Genomic DNA, 16,745 nt, shown 5'->3' on the forward strand with positions numbered 1-16,745 from the left:
CGGGCATCGGAACAGAAAGCAGGAAGAGCACATGCCTCAGGGCAAACCCAACTACGTCCCCGACGACGGGCTGACCACGCGGCAGCGGCGGCACCGGCCGCTGGTGGTCGTGCACACCGGGCCGGGCAAGGGCAAGTCGACGGCGGCCTTCGGGCTGGCCACCCGCGCGTGGGCGCAGGGGTGGGACATCGGCGTGTTCCAGTTCGTGAAGTCGGCCAAGTGGCGCATCGGGGAGGAGAAGGCGCTGCAGGTGCTGGGGGCCACCGGCGAGGGCGGCGCGGTCACCTGGAACAAGATGGGCGAGGGGTGGTCCTGGATCCAGCGCCCGGGCAGCGAGCAGGACCACGCCGCCGACGCCGCCGAGGGCTGGGCCCAGATCAAGCGCGACCTGGCGGCCGAGACCTACCGGATGTACGTGCTGGACGAGTTCACCTACCCGATGAAGTGGGGGTGGGTGGACCCTGAGGACGTCGTCGAGACCCTGCGCAACCGGCCCGGGACCCAGCACGTGGTGATCACCGGCCGCGACGCCGACCCGCGCCTGCTGGAGGCGGCGGACCTGGTGACGGAGATGACCAAGGTCAAGCACCCGATGGACAACGGCCAGAAGGGCCAGCGCGGCATCGAGTGGTGACCCCGCCGTCCCGGAGGCACTGAAGACGCCGGAGACGCCTCCGGGACGGCCCCGGCCACCTACGAACCGTGAGCCCCGGGAAGGTGAATGCGCACCGCAGGGAGCGCGTCCGGTGCACCGGTGCACCCTGCCCGGCTGCGGTGGTTCCGGCCCCCGGTCGGCCTTCGGCCGCCTGGCCGGGCGCGCGCTCGGTTCGCCGCGCCCGGCGGGCGGCGATGTTTGTGCTTCTTCCCGACCGTCGCCGTCCGTCGGACCGACCGCAGCCCAGGGTCCCCCGCTCACGCCTGTCGGCCGGGTGTCGGGCCGGCGGAGTGCAAGGGGACGGCGACGAGGACGAGGGCCGCGGATGTCCGGGCAGCGCCGCCGGGTACCGGGCGTGCGGACGGTCGCGGACGAGAGCGGCGACGGAGCAGCAGGTACCGCGCCCCTCGGCGGCCTGCCGGGCGCCAGGCCGGCAGCGGTCCCGCGTGCGGGCAGCGACGAAGGGGGGTGGGGCCCGGGCCTGTCAGCCGCTGGCCGCCCGCATCGACACCTTGTTGATCTCGGGAAAGTCGGGGTAATACCGGCGAGTATTACCCCGACTTTCCCGAGATCAACAAGGAAGGAGGGCGAGCGATCAGCGGTCGCCCCCTTCAGACCAGGTCGGACGGGATCAGGCTGTACACCGCCAGGTCGGTCCGGCCCCCGTGGAGGGGCATGGCGTTGCGTTCGATGCCCTCGAACGTGAAGCCCGTCTTCTCGGCCACCCTCCTCGATGCCCGGTTCCCCGTGGCCGCCTTCAGTTCCACCCGTTCGAAGCCCTGGTCGGCGATGGCCCACCGGCTCACCGCCAGCACCGCCTCGGTCGCCATGCCCCGGCCGCGGGCCCAGGGGGAGAACCAGTACCCGACCTCGGTCGTGCGCGCCTTCCACAGCGTCCGCAGCAGGCCGATCGCCCCCACGAACCGCCCCGTCGCGGCGTCGCAGGCCGCCCACTGCTGCCCGTCGCCCGAGGCCCGCAGCGCCGGGGCGGTGACCGTGCACCACTTCTCCGCCTCGTCCCGGGTGTAGGGCACCCCCGGCGCGGGCATCGGGACCCACTCCTGGGTGGACGGAGCCGATGCCGCCTCCAGCACGCCGTCCACGTCGGCCTCGGTGAACGCCCGCAGGACCAGCCGCTCGGTCTCCAAGACCACCATGGGCATCCGCTCGGTCCCCGCACCGCCCGTGCTCACGAGCGCCCCCTCTCCGCGTGGGTGCGTGCCGCCTCCAGGAAGCGGGCGGCGATACCCGGCGCGCCGGCCCAGTGCAGGTGCAGGTAGGACGCGCACATCGTCGCCCCGCCGAACCCCTCCGGGGCGTCGGGGCTCCACTGCCAGGCGGGCGCGGACCCGTGGGCCGGGTCCACCGCCGTCCGGTGGAACTCGTGCCCGTGCACCCGGGTGCCCGCCGCGGCCAGCACCGAGTCGCCGACCGCGACCGCCTCCCGGTAGCCCAGCGTCAGCCGCCCGGTCATCCGGGCCTTGGCCGGGAGCACCCCGCACATGGGCGCCCCGTCCAGGCTCTCCGACAGGTACAGCAGCCCCGCGCACTCGGCGGCCAGTGGGCCCCCGGCGGCGGCGAAGGAGGCCACACGCCCGCGCAGCGGCGCGTTGGCCGACAGCCGCTCGGCGTGCATCTCGGGGAACCCGCCGCCCACGACGAGCCCCGCCGTCCCCTCCGGGAGCCTCTCGTCCCGCAGCGGGTCGACCGTGCGCACCTCGGCGCCGCCCGCCCGCAGCAGCTCGGTGTTCTCGGTGTAGGCGAAGGTGAACGCCTCCCCGCCGGCCGCGGCCACCACGGGGGCCGGACCGGTGCCCGGGACCGCGTCCAGCGCCGCCGCCTCGTCCGCGGGGCTCCACGCCGGGCCGTCCAGCGGGCCGGCGGTGCGCGCCAGCGCCGCCACCGCGTCCAGGTCGCAGGAGTCGGCGACCAGGCTCCCCAGCGCCCGCACCGCCTCGGACGCCTCCGCGGCCCGCTCGGCCGCCGGGATCAGCCCCAGGTGGCGGGCGGGCGTCTCCACCGAGTCGTGCCGGCGCAGCGCCCCCAGCACCGGCACCCCGGCGTCCTCCATGGCCGTGCGCAGCAGCTCCTCGTGCCGGTCGGAGCCGACCCGGTTGAGGATCACGCCGCCGACCCGCACCCGGGTGTCGTAGGTGCAGAACCCGTGCACCAGCGCCGCCACCGAGCGGGAGGCGCGGGCGGCGTCCACCACCAGCACCACCGGCGCCCGCAGCAGCCCGGCCACGTGCGCCGTCGAGGCGAAGTCGCCCGCGCCGGCGTGGTGCCGCGGCCGGGAGGCCCCGTCGAAGAGCCCCATGACCCCTTCCACCACGGCGATGTCGGCGCCCGCCGACCCGTGCAGGAACAGCGGGGCCACCCGCCCCTCCCCGCACAGCACCGGGTCCAGGTTGCGCGGCGGCCGCCCCGTGGCCAGCGCGTGGTACCCGGGGTCGATGTAGTCCGGGCCCACCTTGTGGCCGGAGACCCGGTCCCCCCGCGCGGCGAACGCCGCCATCAGCCCTGTGGCCACCGTGGTCTTCCCGCTCCCCGACGCGGGGGCCGCGACCACCACACGCGGTACCGCCACCCGGGCCTCCCTCCTGCTCGCTCCGCCGACCGTGCGCCGCCCGGGACCCGGCCCCGGCGGCGACCGCCAAGGGTACGCGCAGGGCGGCCGACGGCGCGCGCGGGCCGCACCGATACGCTGTCCTGCGGTCCGGCCCGCCGCGGTGCGGCCGGACCGCAGGACACGGAGGCGGCGCAGGCCGCCAGAACCCGAGCAGAAAGCGGTGGGATGGGCGCGAGCAGGACGCTCGTCGGGGTCGGCGTCGGCCCCGGAGACCCCGAGCAGGTGACGGTCAAGGCGGTGCGGCGCATGCGCGAGGCCGACGTCGTCCTGGTGCCGGTGATGGCGCCGGACGAGCCGGGACGGGCCGAGGCGACGGTGCGCGCGCACGTTCCCGCCGACCGGATCGAGCGGGTGGTGTTCGCCCTCAACGACCGCGGCGGCCGCAGCGAGCGCCGGGTGCGCGCCTGGGACGAGGCCGCCCGCACGGTGCTGGACCGCTTCGAGCGCGGCGCGGGCACGGTCGCCTTCGCCACCATCGGCGACCCCAACATCTACTCCACCTTCACCTACCTGGCGCAGACGGTGCGCGAGGGCGACCCGCGCACGCGGGTCGAGACCCTGCCCGGCATCACCGCCATGCAGGACCTGGCCGCCCGGTCGGGGCGGGTGCTGGTGGAGGGGACCGAGCCGCTCACCCTGATGCCGGTCACCGGCGGAGTGGAGCGGCTGCGGGAGGCGCTGGACGGCGATGCGACGGTGGTGGCCTACAAGTTCGGCCGGTTCGCCGCCGACACCGTCGAGGCGCTGCGTGATTCGGGGCGCGACGACCAGGCCGTGTACGGTTCCCGGCTGGGACTGCCCGACGAGGAGGTGGCGCCGGTGGGCGACCTCGGCGACAGGGCGTGCGAGCTGCCGTACCTGTCGACCCTGATCGCCCCGGCGCCCCGCAACGGACGTGGAGGCAAGCTGTGATGGAGGACCCGGCGCGCACCGCCGGAACGGACGCGGACACCGGACCGGAGGCCCCCGGAGGGGCCCGGGGCAGGGTGGTCTTCGTGGGGGCCGGGCCGGGCGCCGCCGACCTGCTGACCCTCCGCGCGGCCCGCGCCATCGCCGAGGCCGACATCGTCATCTGGGCCGCCAGCCTGGTGCACGAGGACGTGCTGGAGCACGCCGCCGAGGGCGCGGAGATCGTCGACTCGGCGAAGCTGCCCATGGAGGGCGTCATGCCCTACTACGAGCGGGCGGCGCGCGAGGGGCTGCAGGTCGCCCGCATCCACTCCGGCGACCCGTCGCTGTGGGGCGCGGTCCAGGAGCAGTTCGACCAGTGCGAGCGGATGGGCCTGGACACCGAGATCATCCCCGGGGTGCCGGCGTTCAGCGCCGTCGCCGCCATCGCCGGGCGCGAGCTGACCATCCCCGAGGTGGCCCAGTCCGTGGTGCTGACCCGCCTGGGCGGGGGCAAGACCCCCATGCCCGAGGGCGAGGAGGTGCGCGAGTTCGCGCGCCACGGCACCACCATGGCGCTGTTCCTCTCGGCGGCGCGCTCGGGGCAGCTGCAGACCGAGCTGCTGGAGGGCGGCTACCCCGAGGACACCCCGTGCGTGGTGGCCTACCAGGCGACCTGGCCGGACGAGCTGATCGCGCGGTGCACCCTGGGCGAGCTGGAGGCCACGATCAAGGAGCACCGGCTGTGGAAGCACACCCTGGTGCTGGTCGGCCCGGCGCTGAACGCGGGCGGCACCCGCTCGCACCTGTACCACCCGGGCCACTTCCACGGTTACCGCCGTGCCGACCGCGACGCCCGCCGCGCCCTGCGCGCGTCGCGGGCGGGGTCGTGACCTCCGGCGCGGCCGGAGGCGCACGGGGTCCGGCGGCCGCCGGACCCCGCGGTGGAGCGGGCGGCCCGCGCGCGGCGGCGCGGCGCGGGAGCGGTCCTCGGACCCGGCCGCACGACGTGGCGACCGCGGTCCCCCGCCGAAGCACGGGAACCACGCAAGGGGGACGCCCCGGCCCGCTCCCGCCGGCCGCGGGGCGGATGCTCCCCCGGACCGCTCACATTCGTGAGTGCGGGCACGAGGACCGGACGAGGGCGGCCATGGGGCGCCCCGCCGGCCGAACGCCGGCCCCGGCACGGGTGCCGGCAGACCAGAGGCGACCGCAGGAGGGCGTCCACGGTGAGTACGGACGAGCCTGAGCGCACGAGCGGCACCCGCCCCGGGCGCGGCGGCGATGCCCGGACCGCCGACACCGGGACCGGGACCGGGACCGACGCCGGGACCGGGGCCGGGGCCGGGGGCGGTCCGGGCTCCGGACCGGACGCCGCCGACCCCGGGGCCGCAGCACCCGAACTGCGCGAACCCGACCTGCCGCGCACCGCGAAGGTCCGGCAGAAGGCCCTGCGCACCGGCTGGACCACCGGTGCGTGCGCGTCGGCGGCCGCCAAGGCCGCCGCGCAGGCGCTGGCGACCGGGGAGCCGGTCGAGGTCGTGGAGATCGGCCTGCCCTCCGGGCGGCGGGTGACCTTCGCCACCGAGCGGTGCGCGCTGCTCTCCGCCGACCGGGCCGAGGCGGTCGTGGTCAAGGACGCCGGGGACGATCCGGACGTGACGCACGGGGCGCACATCACCGCCACCGTGACCCGCGCCCCCGGCAGCGGGCTGCGGCTGGACGGCGGGATCGGCGTCGGCGTGGTCACCCGGCCCGGGCTGGGGCTGGAGCCGGGCGAGGCGGCGATCAACCCGGTGCCCCGGCAGATGATCGGCGAGGCGGTGCGCGAGGCCGCCGACGCCGACGGCCAGGAGCTGACCGTGGTGATCAGCGTCCCCGACGGCGAGCGGATGGCGCGCAAGACGACCAACGCCAAGCTGGGGATCATCGGCGGCATCTCGATCCTGGGCACCACCGGCATCGTGCGCCCGTTCTCCACCGCGTCCTGGCGGGCGAGCGTGGAGCAGGCGGTGTCGGTGATGGCGGCCCAGGGCGAGGACACCCTGGTGCTGTGCACCGGCGGGCGCACCGAGAAGGGCGCCATGCAGATGCTGCCGCACCTGCCCGAGGTGTGCTTCGTCGAGGTGGGCGACTTCACCGGCGCCGCGCTGCGGCGCGCGGCCGGGTACGGGCTGTCGAAGGTGGTCTTCGTCGGCATGGCGGGCAAGCTGACCAAGCTGGCCGCCGGGGTGCTGATGACCCACTACACCCGGTCGAAGGTGTCGACGCGGCTGCTGGGCGACATCACCCGCGAGGTCGGCGGGGGAGAGGAGCTGGCCGCCCGGGTGGACGTCGCGAACACCGGCCGCCACGCCTACGAGCTGTGGGAGGAGGCCGGGCTCCTGCGCACCGCCGGGGACGTCCTGTGCCACAGGGTCGCCGATGTGCTGTCCCGCTTCACCGAAGGGGCGATGGAGGCCGAGGTGGCCATGGTCGACTTCACCGGCAAGCGCATCATGGCCGCCTACCCGCCCCGGGAGGAGGGGCAGTGAGCGTGCGGACCGTCGCCGGGGCCGCCCGGCGGACGGCGGAATCCGCCGCCGGGCCCGGCATCACCGTCATCGGCATGGACGGGCGCCGGCTCCCCGCCGAGGCCCGGCGGGCGCTGTGGACCGCGCGGACCGTCGCCGGGGCCGCACGCCACCTGGACGCCGTCGCCGACCTCGTCCCCTCCGGGACCGAGCTGGTCAAGCTCGGGCGGCTCGACCCCGTCCTCGACCGGATCGCCGCCTCGAGCGAGCCCGCCGCCGTCCTGGCCTCCGGCGACCCCGGCTTCTTCGGGATCGTCCGTGCCCTGCGCGAGCGCGGCCTGACCCCCCGGGTGCACCCCGCCGTCTCCTCCGTGGCCGCGGCCTTCGCCCGCGCCGGACTGCCGTGGGACGACGCCGTCGTGGTCTCGGCGCACGGCCGCGCCGAATCGGGCCGCTCCGCAGAGCGCGCTCTGGCCGCCGCGCTCGCCCACCCCAAGGCCGCCGTGCTCACCGCCCCCGGCGGCGCCGGCCCCGAGGCCTTCGTCGGCCCCCTGCTGCGGGCCGGCCGCACGGTCTACGTGGCCCAGCGGCTGGAGACCCCCGAGGAGTCGGTGGTCGAGGCGGGAGCGGACGACGCCGACCGCACCGACTGGGCGCACCCCAACGTCGTGCTGTCGGTCGACCCCGCCCGCGCGGTCGCCCCGTCCATGGCGTGGATGCCCGGCCACCAGGGCGCCCCCGACGGGTGGGCGCTGCCCGAGGACGCCTTCGAGCACCGTGCCTCCATGGTCACCAAGCCCGAGGTGCGCGCCCTGGCCCTGGCCCGCCTGGCCCCCCGGCCCGGCACCGTGGTCTGGGACGTGGGCGCGTGCAGCGGATCGGTGGCCGTCGAGTGCGCCCGCTTCGGCGCGCACGCCGTCGCCTTCGAGCAGAGCGGCGAGGACTGTGCGCGCATCCGGGCCAACGCTCGTGAGCACGGCGTGCACGTGGACGTCCGCCACGGCCGCCTCCCCGAGGCCTTCCCCGGCGCCCCCGGCGACGACGGGGTCCCCGCCCCGGACGCGGTGTTCCTCGGAGGGGGCGACGACCGCGTGGCCGCCGAGGCCCTGCGCCGCTTCCGCCCCGCGCGCGCGGTGGCGGCCCTGGCTTCGGTCGACCGGGTCGGGACCGTGCACGCACTGCTCTGTGACGCGGGGTACGACGTCGGGGGGACCCAGCTCCAGGCCTCCCGCCTGGCCCCGCTGCCCAACGGGTCGCTGCGGCTGGCCGCCGCCAACCCGGTGACACTGCTGTGGGGGACCGCGGCCCCGGACGGCTCTGCGGCCTCCGGCCCCTGACCGCACCCCGATCCTGATTCCCCGACCCCCTCCGGAAAGGTGGACATGAGCGACATCGGCGTCATCGCCGTCACCGCACGCGGCCGGGTGGCCGCCGAGAGCCTGGCCCAGGCCTGGCCCGATGAGGTGCGCATCGTCGAGGCCGAGCGGCCGGCCGACGCCCTGCGCACCGCCTTCGCCGAGTGCGGGGCGGTGGTGAGCATGCTCGCCGTCGGAGCCACCGTCCGGGTGCTGGCCCCGCTGCTCGGCGGAAAGACCACCGACCCGGCGGTGGTCTGCGTCGACGAGGGGCTGGAGCACGCCGTCGCCGTCCTCGGCGGCCACTACGGGGCGAACACCCTGGCGACCCGCGTCTCCTCGGTGCTCGGCACCCGTCCGGTGGTCACCACCGCCAGCGACGCGGTCTCGGCCGTCTCCCTCGATTCCTACGGCGCCGACCTGGGGCTGCGCATCGCCGAACGGGGCCCGCTGGCCTCCGTCGGCACCGCCGTGCTCTCGGGGGACCCGGTGCGCCTGGAGGGCGCCGAAGGGCTCCCGCTGCCGCCTCTGCCGGAGAACGTGTCGCCGCAGGTGCCCTCGTCCGAGGCGGCGGCGGTGATCCGGGTCACGGATCGCACCGAGCTGTGCCATGAGTGCGCCTCCTACGGCCTGCCCACCCTCACCTACCGGCCGCCGTCGCTGGTGGTGGGGGTCGGCTCGGCGCGCGGCGTCTCCGCCGAGGAGGTCGGGGAGCTCATCGACCGGGTGCTGGCCGAGCAGTGGCTCTCCCCGGCGTCGGTGCGTGCGGTGGCCACCGTCGACGTGAAGGCCGACGAGGAGGGCATCCTGCGCGCCGCACGCGAGCGCGGGTGGGAGGTGCTCACCTTCCCCGCCGAGGAGCTGGCCGCCGTGGAGGTGCCCAACCCGAGCGAGAAGGTGCGCGCCGAGGTCGGCACGCCGAGCGTGGCCGAGGCGGCGGCGCTGCACGCGGCGGGCGCGGTCGGCGGCGCCCCGGAGCTGGTGGCGGCCAAGTCCAAGACCGCCAACGCCACCGCGGCGGTGGCCCGGGCGGCGTTCCGGGGGCGGCTGGCCGTGATCGGGCTGGGGCCGGGGGCCCGCGACCTGACGGCTCCGCGCGCCGCGGAGGAGCTGCGCCGGGCCTCGGTGGTCGTGGGACTCGACCAGTACCTGGACCAGGTGCGGGACCTGCTGCGGCCGGGCACCCGGGTGGTCTCCAGCGGGCTGGGCCAGGAGGAGGAGCGGGCCCGCACGGCGGTGCGCGAGGCGCAGGCCGGGGCGGCGGTCGCGCTGATCGGGTCCGGCGACGCGGGGGTGTACGCCATGGCGAGCCCGGCGCTGGACTTCGCGGGGGCCGACATCGAGGTGGTCGGCGTCCCGGGGATCACGGCGGCGGTGGCGGCGTCGAACCTGCTCGGGGCGCCGCTGGGGCACGACCACGCTTACATCTCCCTGTCGAACCTGCACACCCCGTGGGAGGCGATCGAGCGGCGGGTGCGCGCCGCCGCCGAGGGCGACTTCACCGTCTGCTTCTACAACCCGCGGTCGAAGAAGCGGGACTGGCAGCTGACCAGGGCGCTGGAGATGCTGGCCGAGCACCGGCCCGAGGACACGCCCGTGGGGTACGTGCACAACGCGACCCGGGAGAGTGAGCGGACGGTCCTGACGACGCTGCGCGCGATGCTCGACGGGGAGGTCGACCAGGTGGACATGTTCACCGTGGTCCTGGTCGGCAGCTCGGCCTCCAGGGACGTCGCGGGACGGTTCGTGACCCCGCGCGGCTACACCTGGCGCGGGGCGTCCGAGGACTGAGCACCGGGCGACGGTGCAGGAACGGTCCGTGGTCGTCTCCCGGCGGGCCCCGCCGGGAGACGACCACGGGAAGAAGCGGGCGGACGCCGTGCGTGGCCGACGGCCGGGGACGGTTCCCTTTCGAGCGGTGGACACGTCTCGACTCAAAGCGGCCTGCTCGTCGGCTGGCAGCGCCCTTAGGTGCAGGGGATAGGCGGCGACGGCGCGGCCGGTGCCCCGCTCCGGCCTGCTTGCCGGGTGGCGGGCCGCCGGGGTGCCAGGGGGAGGGCGGCGACGAATGGGCGCGGCGGTTCCCAGGCGCCGAGGCTCGGTCGCCGGGCCGCCGGTGGTCCGGGCAGATGGCGGCGACGGCGCGGCCGGTGCCCCGCTCACGCCTGCTGGCCGGCACCGGGCCGCCGGGGTGCCAGGGGGGATGGCGGCGACGAGAAGGTGGGGCGGTTCCCCGGTGTTGCCGGTCGGCCGCCTGGCCTCTCCGGTGTACCGGCAGTGAGCAGCGGCGACGGTACGGCCGGTGCCCCGCTCACGGCCCCCGGCCGGGAGACGGGCCGCCGGGGCGCGAGGGAGATGGGCGGCGACGACGAAGCGGGGCGGTTCCCCGGTCTTCGCTGTCGGCCGCGGGGCCCCTCGTGGTCCGGGACGATGGCAACGACGGCCCGGCCGGTGCCCCGCTCACGCCTGCTGGCCGGGCGGCGGGCCGCCGGGGTGCCAGGGAGATGGGCAGCGACGAAGAGGAGGGGCGGTTCCCCGAGGCCTCCGGTCGGTCGTCGGGCCTCTCTCGGTCCGGGCAGGGCGCGGTGGGGCCGGGTGTCGCCGGCCCGCGCCCGCAGCGCCCCGCCCGGCCCGCGCCGGGCGCCCCCTTCGACCAGCACCCCCTTCTGACCTGGGTGAATACGCGCCGTCACGACTCAGGGAGGGTCGAAGCGCGCCGATCGACGCCCCACGGCGGCTCCCGGGCGCGATCCCGGCCAGACCAGAACGGGGTTCGGTTCCACGGTGCCCGCAATGCCCCCGATTGTCCGCCTGTCGAGAGGGGGCGGGCGGAGGAGCAGGGGCGGGGCGCCCGCCCGCCCCGGGTCTCGGGCCGCCGCCGACCCGCCTCCGGCTACCCGGAGTGACCGGGGGTGCCGTAAACGGGGCCGGGGTGCCGGTAGAAGGGGTCTCGGGCACCGAATCCGGTTCTGGTCTGGCCGCCGCCGTACACCCGCCCGGTCCCGGGCGGCACTCGAGGCGCGCACGAGGCCCGCACCCCCGTGCGATCCGGACGAACGGGACGCCCGGCGGCCCGTGCCCGCCGGAGACCGGCCCGGAGGGGCCGTTTCCCATCGTGAGTGGTGACATTGCCACCCGATTGCACATTGCGTGGCGGTATCTCCACTCTCGATACCCGAGCAGCGCCTCGCACGCCCGGTATGCCCGGAACGCGAAAATGGGAGGGACCTCCCAGGCGGCGGGCCACCCGGCAGCCGACCGCCGGCGCCGGGGAACCGCCCCTCCTCTTCGTCGCCGCCCTTCCCCTGACACCCCGGCGACCCGGCGCCCGGCCGGCAGGCGTGAGCGGGGCACCGGCCGTGCCGTCGTCGCCGCTGTCCCCGGACCGCGAGAGGCCCGACGGCTGACCGGAGGCCCCAGGGAACCGCCCCTCCTCTTCGTCGCCGCCCTTCCCCTGGCGCCCCGACGACCCGCCGCCCGGCAAGCAGGCCGGAGTGGGGCACCGGGCCGCCCCGTCGCCGCCGATCACTTGGACCGGCGCGATGCCGGCGGTCGGCCGCGTCTCGGTGGTAGGCGCCCCCGGACCCGCCCCGTTCTCCGCCCCGTTCCCTGGCCCAGGGCCAGGCCCAGGCCCAGGCCCAGAGCCAGGATCAGGGTCCGGGCCAGGGCTCCTCAGGTACGGGCGTGCTTGAGCAGGGCGGCCAGGGCCTCCGGGGTCGCCGGGGGGTCCTCGCCGTCGGGGAGCAGACCCGACCGGCGCAGGGTCCGCTCCACCGCCGGGCCCCAGGCCGAGCGCAGGCGGGCCGCCGACAACAGGTCGTGGTCGGCCAGGATTTCGCGGGCCGGCCCCTCCGCCAGCAGCCCGTGGTCGATGAGGGCCACCCGCTCGGCCCAGCGGTAGGCCAGGTCGACGTCGTGCGTGGAGACCACCAGCGTCGCTCCGTCGGCGCGCAGCCCGTCCAGGGTGTCGAGCATCGCCTCGACCCCCATCGGGTCCAGCCCCGCCGTGGGCTCGTCCAGCACCAGCACCGAGGGCCGCATCGCCAGCGCCCCGGCCAGCGCCGCCCGCTTGCGCTGGCCGTAGGAGAGCAGGTGCACCGGCCGGTCGGCCAGCCCGTCCAGGCCGAGCGCAGCCAGCGCGCCGTCGACCCGCTCGGCCGCTTCGGCGGGCTCCAGCCCCTGGTTCATCGGGCCGAAGGACACGTCCTGGCGGACACTGGCCGAGAACAGCTGGTCGTCGGGGTCCTGGAAGACCAGCTGCACCCGGCGGCGAAGCTCGGCCAGGCCGCGGCGGCCCGGCCGCACCGGGTCGCCGTCCACCAGCACCCGCCCCCGCCGCGGGCGGAGGCTGCCGGCCAGCAGCCGCAGCAGCGTCGTCTTGCCTCCGCCGTTGGGGCCCAGCACCGCGAGCACGCCGCCCGTGGGCACATCCAGCTCCAGACCGCGGAAGACCGGCGGGGCGTCCGCGTATCCGAACTCCAGGTCGCGCACGGCCAGGACCGGCGCGGTGCCGGTGGAGGCGGGGGCCGGGGCCGTCATGTCCACACTCCTCTGCTCAGGGTCACGGCGGCCACCAGGACCGCGGGCACGGCGGCCGCGGCCACCGGTGCGGCCCGCAGCGGGGCCTGGTCGACCAGCACCGTCAGCGCCCCGGTGTAGCCCCGGCACTCCAGCCCGCGCTGCAGGCGGGCGGCCCGGTCGTAGGAGCGCACGAACAGCGCCGCGCCCAGCGCCCCGAGCGAGCGCACCTGGTTGCGCCGGTTCGCATAGCCGAGGCGGCCCGCCTGCGCCGACCCGATCCTGCGGGCGGTGTCCAGCGCCACGAACAGCATCCGGTAGATCAGAGCCACCACCTCCACCAGCGCCGGGGGCAGCCCGATCCGGGTGAGCCGGGGCAGCACCTCGGCCAGCGGGGTGGTGAACGCGAACAGCAGCTGGCACACCAGGGCGGCCGAGGCGCGGCCGACGATCTCGGCGGCCCGCCCCGCGCCCTGCGGGTCCCAGGCCACCGGGGCCTCCGGCCCGCCCACGGTCACCAGCAGCGTCACCGCGCCGGTGGCGATGAACGCCAGCGGCGCGGCGGCCGTGCGCAGCAGGCGCCGGGGCGGCACCCGCGCCGGCCCGAGGCCGAACGCGAGGGCGACCGCCCCGGCCAGCGCGGCGCCGGGCCAGGCGGGCAGGACCAGGGCGCACACCAGCAGGCCGCCGAAGAGCACGCCTTTGACGGCCGGGTGGACGGTGCGCCACGGGCTCCGGTAGGCCTCGGCGTCGATGGTGAGCACCGCGCCGCCCCTCCGATCAGGAGCCGGCGGCCGGGGCGCGGTCGTCCCCGCCGCCCGGGTCGGCCGGCTCCGGGGCCGGGCCCGTCCGGCGGCGGGTGCGCAGCACCCCGAGGGCGTAGCCGATGATCCCGGCGCCGACCGCCGCCTGCAGCGCGAACAGTCCGGACTCGATCTCCCCGGACGGGGCCTCGTACAGGGGTGAGAACCACGGCTCGTAGGAGGGGGCGATCTCCTGGATCGTCTCCTCGGCCTGCCCGTCGGCCCCGGCGAAGGGCTCCTCCAGGTGCGACCCGGCGCCGATCAGCAGCGGCAGGGCCGCCAGGGCGGCGGCGACCGCCACCAGGGCCCAGGTCGCCCAGGCACGGGGGCGGGCGCGCCCCTCGGTCTCGGTGCTCATACCGCCTCCCCGCTCGTCGCCGGCTGCGCCGGGCCGGAGCCGCGCAGCACGCCCAGCCGCAGCAGCTGGTCCCGCCCCACGGTCGTCAGCAGTCGCACGATCACCACCGTGACCAGCCCTTCGATGACCGACAGCGGGACCTGGGTGATGGAGAAGATGGACGCGAACTTCACGAACGCGCCCCCGACACCGCCTGCGGCGTCGGGGAAGGCCAGGGCCAGCTGGAGGCTGGTGACCGTGTAGGTGCTCAGGCTGGCGGCGAACGCCGCCGCGAACACCCCGGCGCCCAGTGAGGCCTGCTCGGACATGCGCGAGGTCAGCGCCTGCACCGCCCGGTAGGCCGCGTACCCCACCCACGGGCCCACCACGGCCATCGAGAACACGTTGGCCCCGAGGGTGGTCAGGCCGCCGTGGGCGAGCAGCAGCGCCTGGAACAGAAGGGTGATGGTGCCGAGCGCGGCCATCACCGGGGGACGGAACAGCACCGCCCCCAGCCCGACCCCGGTGGGGTGCGAGCAGCTGCCGGTCACCGAGGGGATCTTCAGTGCCGACAGGACGAAACAGAACGCCCCGGACGCGCCGAGCAGCAGCTTGGCGTCGGGGTCGGCGCGGACCGCGCGTGTGAGGGAGGCCACGCCGTGGACGACGAAGGGCGCGGCGGCGGCCGTCCAGGCCGCCGCGTGCACCGGGGGTAAAAACCCTTCGGCGATATGCATGGTGAGAAGACCCGCTTCCAGCACCTCGTGGACGGACGTCGTGCGCCGTGGCCGGTCTCCTGGCTCGCGGGTCGCCGCCTCACCGCCGGCCTTCCCGCGACGGGCTCCGGTGGGTTCCGGAGCACGCCTCAGTGGCCTGCGCCGCCGTCCGCGGGGGACGGACGGTGGGGCGGAGGGCTACCCGTTCACAGTGGCGAGGGCCGCGCCGGATTCGCACCGGACTTCCCGATCACCACGGCTCTTCGACCGTACGGCGATCGCACACGGTTCGCAATGGCGGGTCGGTCGCGAGAAGGCCGGGCACGGGTCCGGAGGCCCCGCGGGCACGGCTTTTCGGGGTGGAGCGCACCCCCGGTCGGGCGGGCTCCGACCGGTGCCCGTGTACTCTGTCCCGGCGCGGCCCGAGGACGAGGCGACATGAGGGGGACGGCCAGTGCACGAGGCCACCGGCCCCGCCCCCGTCGCCGTGACCTGGGACTGCACGGGCTGCGGGGCGTGCCTGCTGACCTGCCCCGAGCACGCGATCCGCCCCCACGGGCGGCCCCTGGACATCCTCGCGGACCGGTGCACGGGCTGCCTGGAGTGCGTCGAGGTCTGCCCGGCCGACGCGATCGTGCGACTGACCGAAGGTGAGGAGAGCAGGTGACCAGGACGCCCCGGACCGTCCACCCGATCGAGGAGGAGTCCTACCGGATCCTGCGCTCCCGCATCGACCTGGGGCACCTGCCCCGGCTCAGCCGCGCGGTGGCCGAGCGGGTCATCCACGCCAGCGCCGACCTGGACTACGCCGAGGACCTGGCGATCGACGACGCCGCCGTGCGCAGGGCGGCCGCCGCGCTGGCGGCCGGCGCCCCGGTGGTGGCGGACGTGGCGATGGTCGCCTCGGGCATCACGGCGCGCGAGTGCGTGTGCCGGATCACCGACCCGCAGGCCGCCCGGCTGGCCCGCGAGGAGGGGCTGACCCGTTCGGCCGCCGCCGTCCGACTGGCCTTCGAGCAGGTCGGGCCGGGTGCGGTGTGGGTGGTGGGGTGCGCCCCCACGGCCCTGGAGGAGCTGATCGCGCTGGGCGCCCGCGGGCTGGACCCGGCGCTGGTCATCGGGCTTCCGGTGGGGTTCGTCGGCGCCGCGGAGTCCAAGGAGGCGCTGCGTGCCAGCGGTCTTCCGCAGGTCAGCAACGTGTCGGAGAAGGGCGGCTCGGCGGTGGCCGCAGCCGCACTGAACGCGCTGCTGTACGAGGGGCGCGAGGAGGACGGCCCGGCGTGAGACGCGCGCGGGCCGCGAGCTTGGAGCTTGGAGAGGACAGGGATGAGACCCCCGCTGCTGTTGGCCGGCCACGGCACCCGCGACGACAAGGGCGTCGCCGAGTTCAAGGCGTTCGTGGAGCGCTTGGGCCGCCGCTTCGACGACCGTGAGGTCGCGGGCGGGTTCATCGAGCTGTCCCCGCCGCCGCTGACCGACGCGGTCGGCGACCTGTACGCCAAGGGGCACCGCCGGGTGGTGGCGGTGCCGATGATGCTGGTCGCGGCGGGGCACGCCAAGGGCGACATCCCCGGCGCGCTGTCCCGGGAGCAGGAGCGCCACGACGGTCTGGAGTACGTCTACGGACGGCCCCTGGGCCCGCACAGCACGATGCTGCGGCTGCTCGGCGAGCGCCTGGACGACGTGCTGGGGGAGGGCGGCGCCGACGAGGAGACGGCGGTGCTGCTGGTGGGGCGCGGCTCCACCGACCCGGACGCCAACTCCGAGGTGTGCAAGGTCGCGCGGCTGCTCCAGGAGGGGCAGGCCAAGGCGCGCGGGGTGGCGTTCGTGGAGCCGGCGTTCATCTCGCTGGCCTGGCCGAGCGTGCCCGAGGGGCTGGACCGCATCCGGCGCCTGGGGGCCAAGCGCATCGTGGTGCTGCCGTACTTCCTGTTCTCGGGGGTGCTGCCGGACCGCGTCGTGGACCAGTCGATGGAGTACGCGCAGGAGAACCCGGACCTGGACGTGCGCTGCGCGCCGGTGATCGGGGACTGCGACGGGCTGGCCGACATGATCGCCGAGCGCTATGAGGAGGCGCTGCAGGGCGACATCCGGATGAACTGCGACACGTGCGTCTACCGGATCGCGATGCCGGGCTTCGAGGAAAAGGTAGGGGCGCCCCAGGTCCCGCACCACCACCCGGACGACCCCTCGCATGGGCACGGTCACGGACACGGCCATGGCCACGGTCACTGAGCGGTCCTGACGGGGAGGACCCCGTCCCGCTCTCTTGAGCCGCGCCCGGTACTCGCCGGGCGCGGCTCGTTGCTTCTCTGCGGGGAGCACTGCCGG

The 16,745-nt window shown here is 76.2% G+C and carries 14 protein-coding genes, 1 pseudogene and 1 riboswitch; of the genes and pseudogenes, 9 read left to right on the top strand and 6 right to left on the bottom strand.

Going from position 1 to position 16,745, the window contains the following annotated elements:
* Positions 1–28 precede the first annotated feature (28 nt).
* Positions 29–634 (top strand): annotated as a pseudogene (cobO, locus tag C892_RS0125890) (cob(I)yrinic acid a,c-diamide adenosyltransferase); the annotation flags it as partial.
* Between the two features lie 632 nt (positions 635–1,266).
* Here cobO and C892_RS0125895 read toward each other — a convergent pair.
* Positions 1,267–1,848: a GNAT family N-acetyltransferase gene (locus C892_RS0125895; RefSeq protein WP_017559592.1), complete on the bottom strand. Its 582-nt coding sequence runs from the start codon at positions 1,846–1,848 to the stop codon at positions 1,267–1,269.
* Positions 1,845–3,227, bottom strand: a complete 1,383-nt coding sequence (locus tag C892_RS0125900) for a cobyrinic acid a,c-diamide synthase CobB (RefSeq protein ID WP_017559593.1) — start codon at positions 3,225–3,227, stop codon at positions 1,845–1,847. Before C892_RS0125900 ends, C892_RS0125895 begins: the two co-directional genes overlap by 4 nt.
* 222 nt (positions 3,228–3,449) lie before the next feature.
* Between C892_RS0125900 and cobI the strand changes: the two genes are divergently transcribed.
* From cobI to cobJ, 5 genes are all read left to right on the top strand, one after another.
* Entirely contained in the window at positions 3,450–4,196 is a 747-nt protein-coding gene (gene cobI / locus C892_RS0125905; protein ID WP_017539063.1) for a precorrin-2 C(20)-methyltransferase, read from the top strand.
* Entirely contained in the window at positions 4,196–5,065 is an 870-nt protein-coding gene (gene cobM, locus C892_RS0125910; protein WP_017559594.1) for a precorrin-4 C(11)-methyltransferase, read from the top strand. The genes cobI and cobM overlap by 1 nt, the downstream gene beginning before the upstream one ends.
* 336 nt (positions 5,066–5,401) lie before the next feature.
* Positions 5,402–6,706: a cobalt-precorrin-5B (C(1))-methyltransferase gene (locus tag C892_RS0125915; protein WP_017559595.1), complete on the top strand. Its 1,305-nt coding sequence runs from the start codon at positions 5,402–5,404 to the stop codon at positions 6,704–6,706.
* Positions 6,703–8,022 carry a precorrin-6y C5,15-methyltransferase (decarboxylating) subunit CbiE gene (gene cbiE / locus C892_RS0125920; RefSeq protein ID WP_017559596.1) on the top strand — a complete coding sequence of 440 codons (1,320 nt, stop codon included), beginning with the start codon at positions 6,703–6,705 and terminating at the stop codon, positions 8,020–8,022. The genes C892_RS0125915 and cbiE overlap by 4 nt, the downstream gene beginning before the upstream one ends.
* Positions 8,023–8,067: 45 nt before the next feature.
* Positions 8,068–9,831 carry a precorrin-3B C(17)-methyltransferase gene (gene cobJ, locus C892_RS0125925; RefSeq protein ID WP_017559597.1) on the top strand — a complete coding sequence of 588 codons (1,764 nt, stop codon included), beginning with the start codon at positions 8,068–8,070 and terminating at the stop codon, positions 9,829–9,831.
* A 1,881-nt stretch (positions 9,832–11,712) separates the two neighbouring features.
* Here the strand turns inward: cobJ and C892_RS0125930 are convergent.
* Genes C892_RS0125930 through C892_RS0125945 form a run of 4 tightly spaced genes read right to left on the bottom strand, consistent with a single transcriptional unit; the run spans position 11,713 to position 14,435 of the window.
* Positions 11,713–12,579, bottom strand: a complete 867-nt coding sequence (locus C892_RS0125930) for an energy-coupling factor ABC transporter ATP-binding protein (protein ID WP_017559598.1) — start codon at positions 12,577–12,579, stop codon at positions 11,713–11,715.
* Complete coding sequence (gene cbiQ, locus C892_RS0125935; RefSeq protein WP_017559599.1) at positions 12,576–13,322, bottom strand: cobalt ECF transporter T component CbiQ; 747 nt, start codon at positions 13,320–13,322, stop codon at positions 12,576–12,578. The genes C892_RS0125930 and cbiQ overlap by 4 nt, the downstream gene beginning before the upstream one ends.
* A 16-nt stretch (positions 13,323–13,338) precedes the next feature.
* Positions 13,339–13,719: an energy-coupling factor ABC transporter substrate-binding protein gene (locus C892_RS0125940; protein WP_017559600.1), complete on the bottom strand. Its 381-nt coding sequence runs from the start codon at positions 13,717–13,719 to the stop codon at positions 13,339–13,341.
* Positions 13,716–14,435 (bottom strand): energy-coupling factor ABC transporter permease, encoded by a 720-nt coding sequence (locus C892_RS0125945; protein WP_026124644.1) that lies wholly within the window; start codon positions 14,433–14,435, stop codon positions 13,716–13,718. The genes C892_RS0125940 and C892_RS0125945 overlap by 4 nt, the downstream gene beginning before the upstream one ends.
* 32 nt (positions 14,436–14,467) lie before the next feature.
* Positions 14,468–14,709: riboswitch (cobalamin riboswitch) on the bottom strand.
* 159 nt (positions 14,710–14,868) lie between these two features.
* Between C892_RS0125945 and C892_RS0125950 the strand changes: the two genes are divergently transcribed.
* Genes C892_RS0125950 through C892_RS0125960 form a run of 3 tightly spaced genes read left to right on the top strand, consistent with a single transcriptional unit; the run spans position 14,869 to position 16,649 of the window.
* On the top strand, positions 14,869–15,081 hold the full coding sequence (locus tag C892_RS0125950; protein WP_017541461.1) for a ferredoxin family protein: 213 nt from the start codon (positions 14,869–14,871) through the stop codon (positions 15,079–15,081).
* Positions 15,078–15,698 (top strand): precorrin-8X methylmutase, encoded by a 621-nt coding sequence (locus C892_RS0125955; RefSeq protein ID WP_017559602.1) that lies wholly within the window; start codon positions 15,078–15,080, stop codon positions 15,696–15,698. The genes C892_RS0125950 and C892_RS0125955 overlap by 4 nt, the downstream gene beginning before the upstream one ends.
* A gap of 42 nt (positions 15,699–15,740) precedes the next feature.
* Complete coding sequence (locus C892_RS0125960; protein WP_017541463.1) at positions 15,741–16,649, top strand: sirohydrochlorin chelatase; 909 nt, start codon at positions 15,741–15,743, stop codon at positions 16,647–16,649.
* Positions 16,650–16,745: the final 96 nt, after the last annotated feature.

Origin of the sequence: Nocardiopsis baichengensis YIM 90130, assembly GCF_000341205.1 — a bacterium.
GTDB lineage: Bacteria > Actinomycetota > Actinomycetes > Streptosporangiales > Streptosporangiaceae > Nocardiopsis_A > Nocardiopsis_A halophila.

What these genes read in the sequence shown, in the direction of transcription:
- cobJ (WP_017559597.1), top strand. Translation starts at nt 8,068, where the DNA reads ATGAGCGACATCGGCGTCATCGCCGTCACCGCACGCGGCCGGGTGGCC.
- C892_RS0125930 (WP_017559598.1), bottom strand. Translation starts at nt 12,579, where the DNA reads ATGACGGCCCCGGCCCCCGCCTCCACCGGCACCGCGCCGGTCCTGGCC.
- cobI (WP_017539063.1), top strand. Translation starts at nt 3,450, where the DNA reads ATGGGCGCGAGCAGGACGCTCGTCGGGGTCGGCGTCGGCCCCGGAGAC.
- C892_RS0125960 (WP_017541463.1), top strand. Translation starts at nt 15,741, where the DNA reads ATGAGACCCCCGCTGCTGTTGGCCGGCCACGGCACCCGCGACGACAAG.
- cobM (WP_017559594.1), top strand. Translation starts at nt 4,196, where the DNA reads ATGGAGGACCCGGCGCGCACCGCCGGAACGGACGCGGACACCGGACCG.
- C892_RS0125945 (WP_026124644.1), bottom strand. Translation starts at nt 14,435, where the DNA reads ATGCATATCGCCGAAGGGTTTTTACCCCCGGTGCACGCGGCGGCCTGG.
- C892_RS0125940 (WP_017559600.1), bottom strand. Translation starts at nt 13,719, where the DNA reads ATGAGCACCGAGACCGAGGGGCGCGCCCGCCCCCGTGCCTGGGCGACC.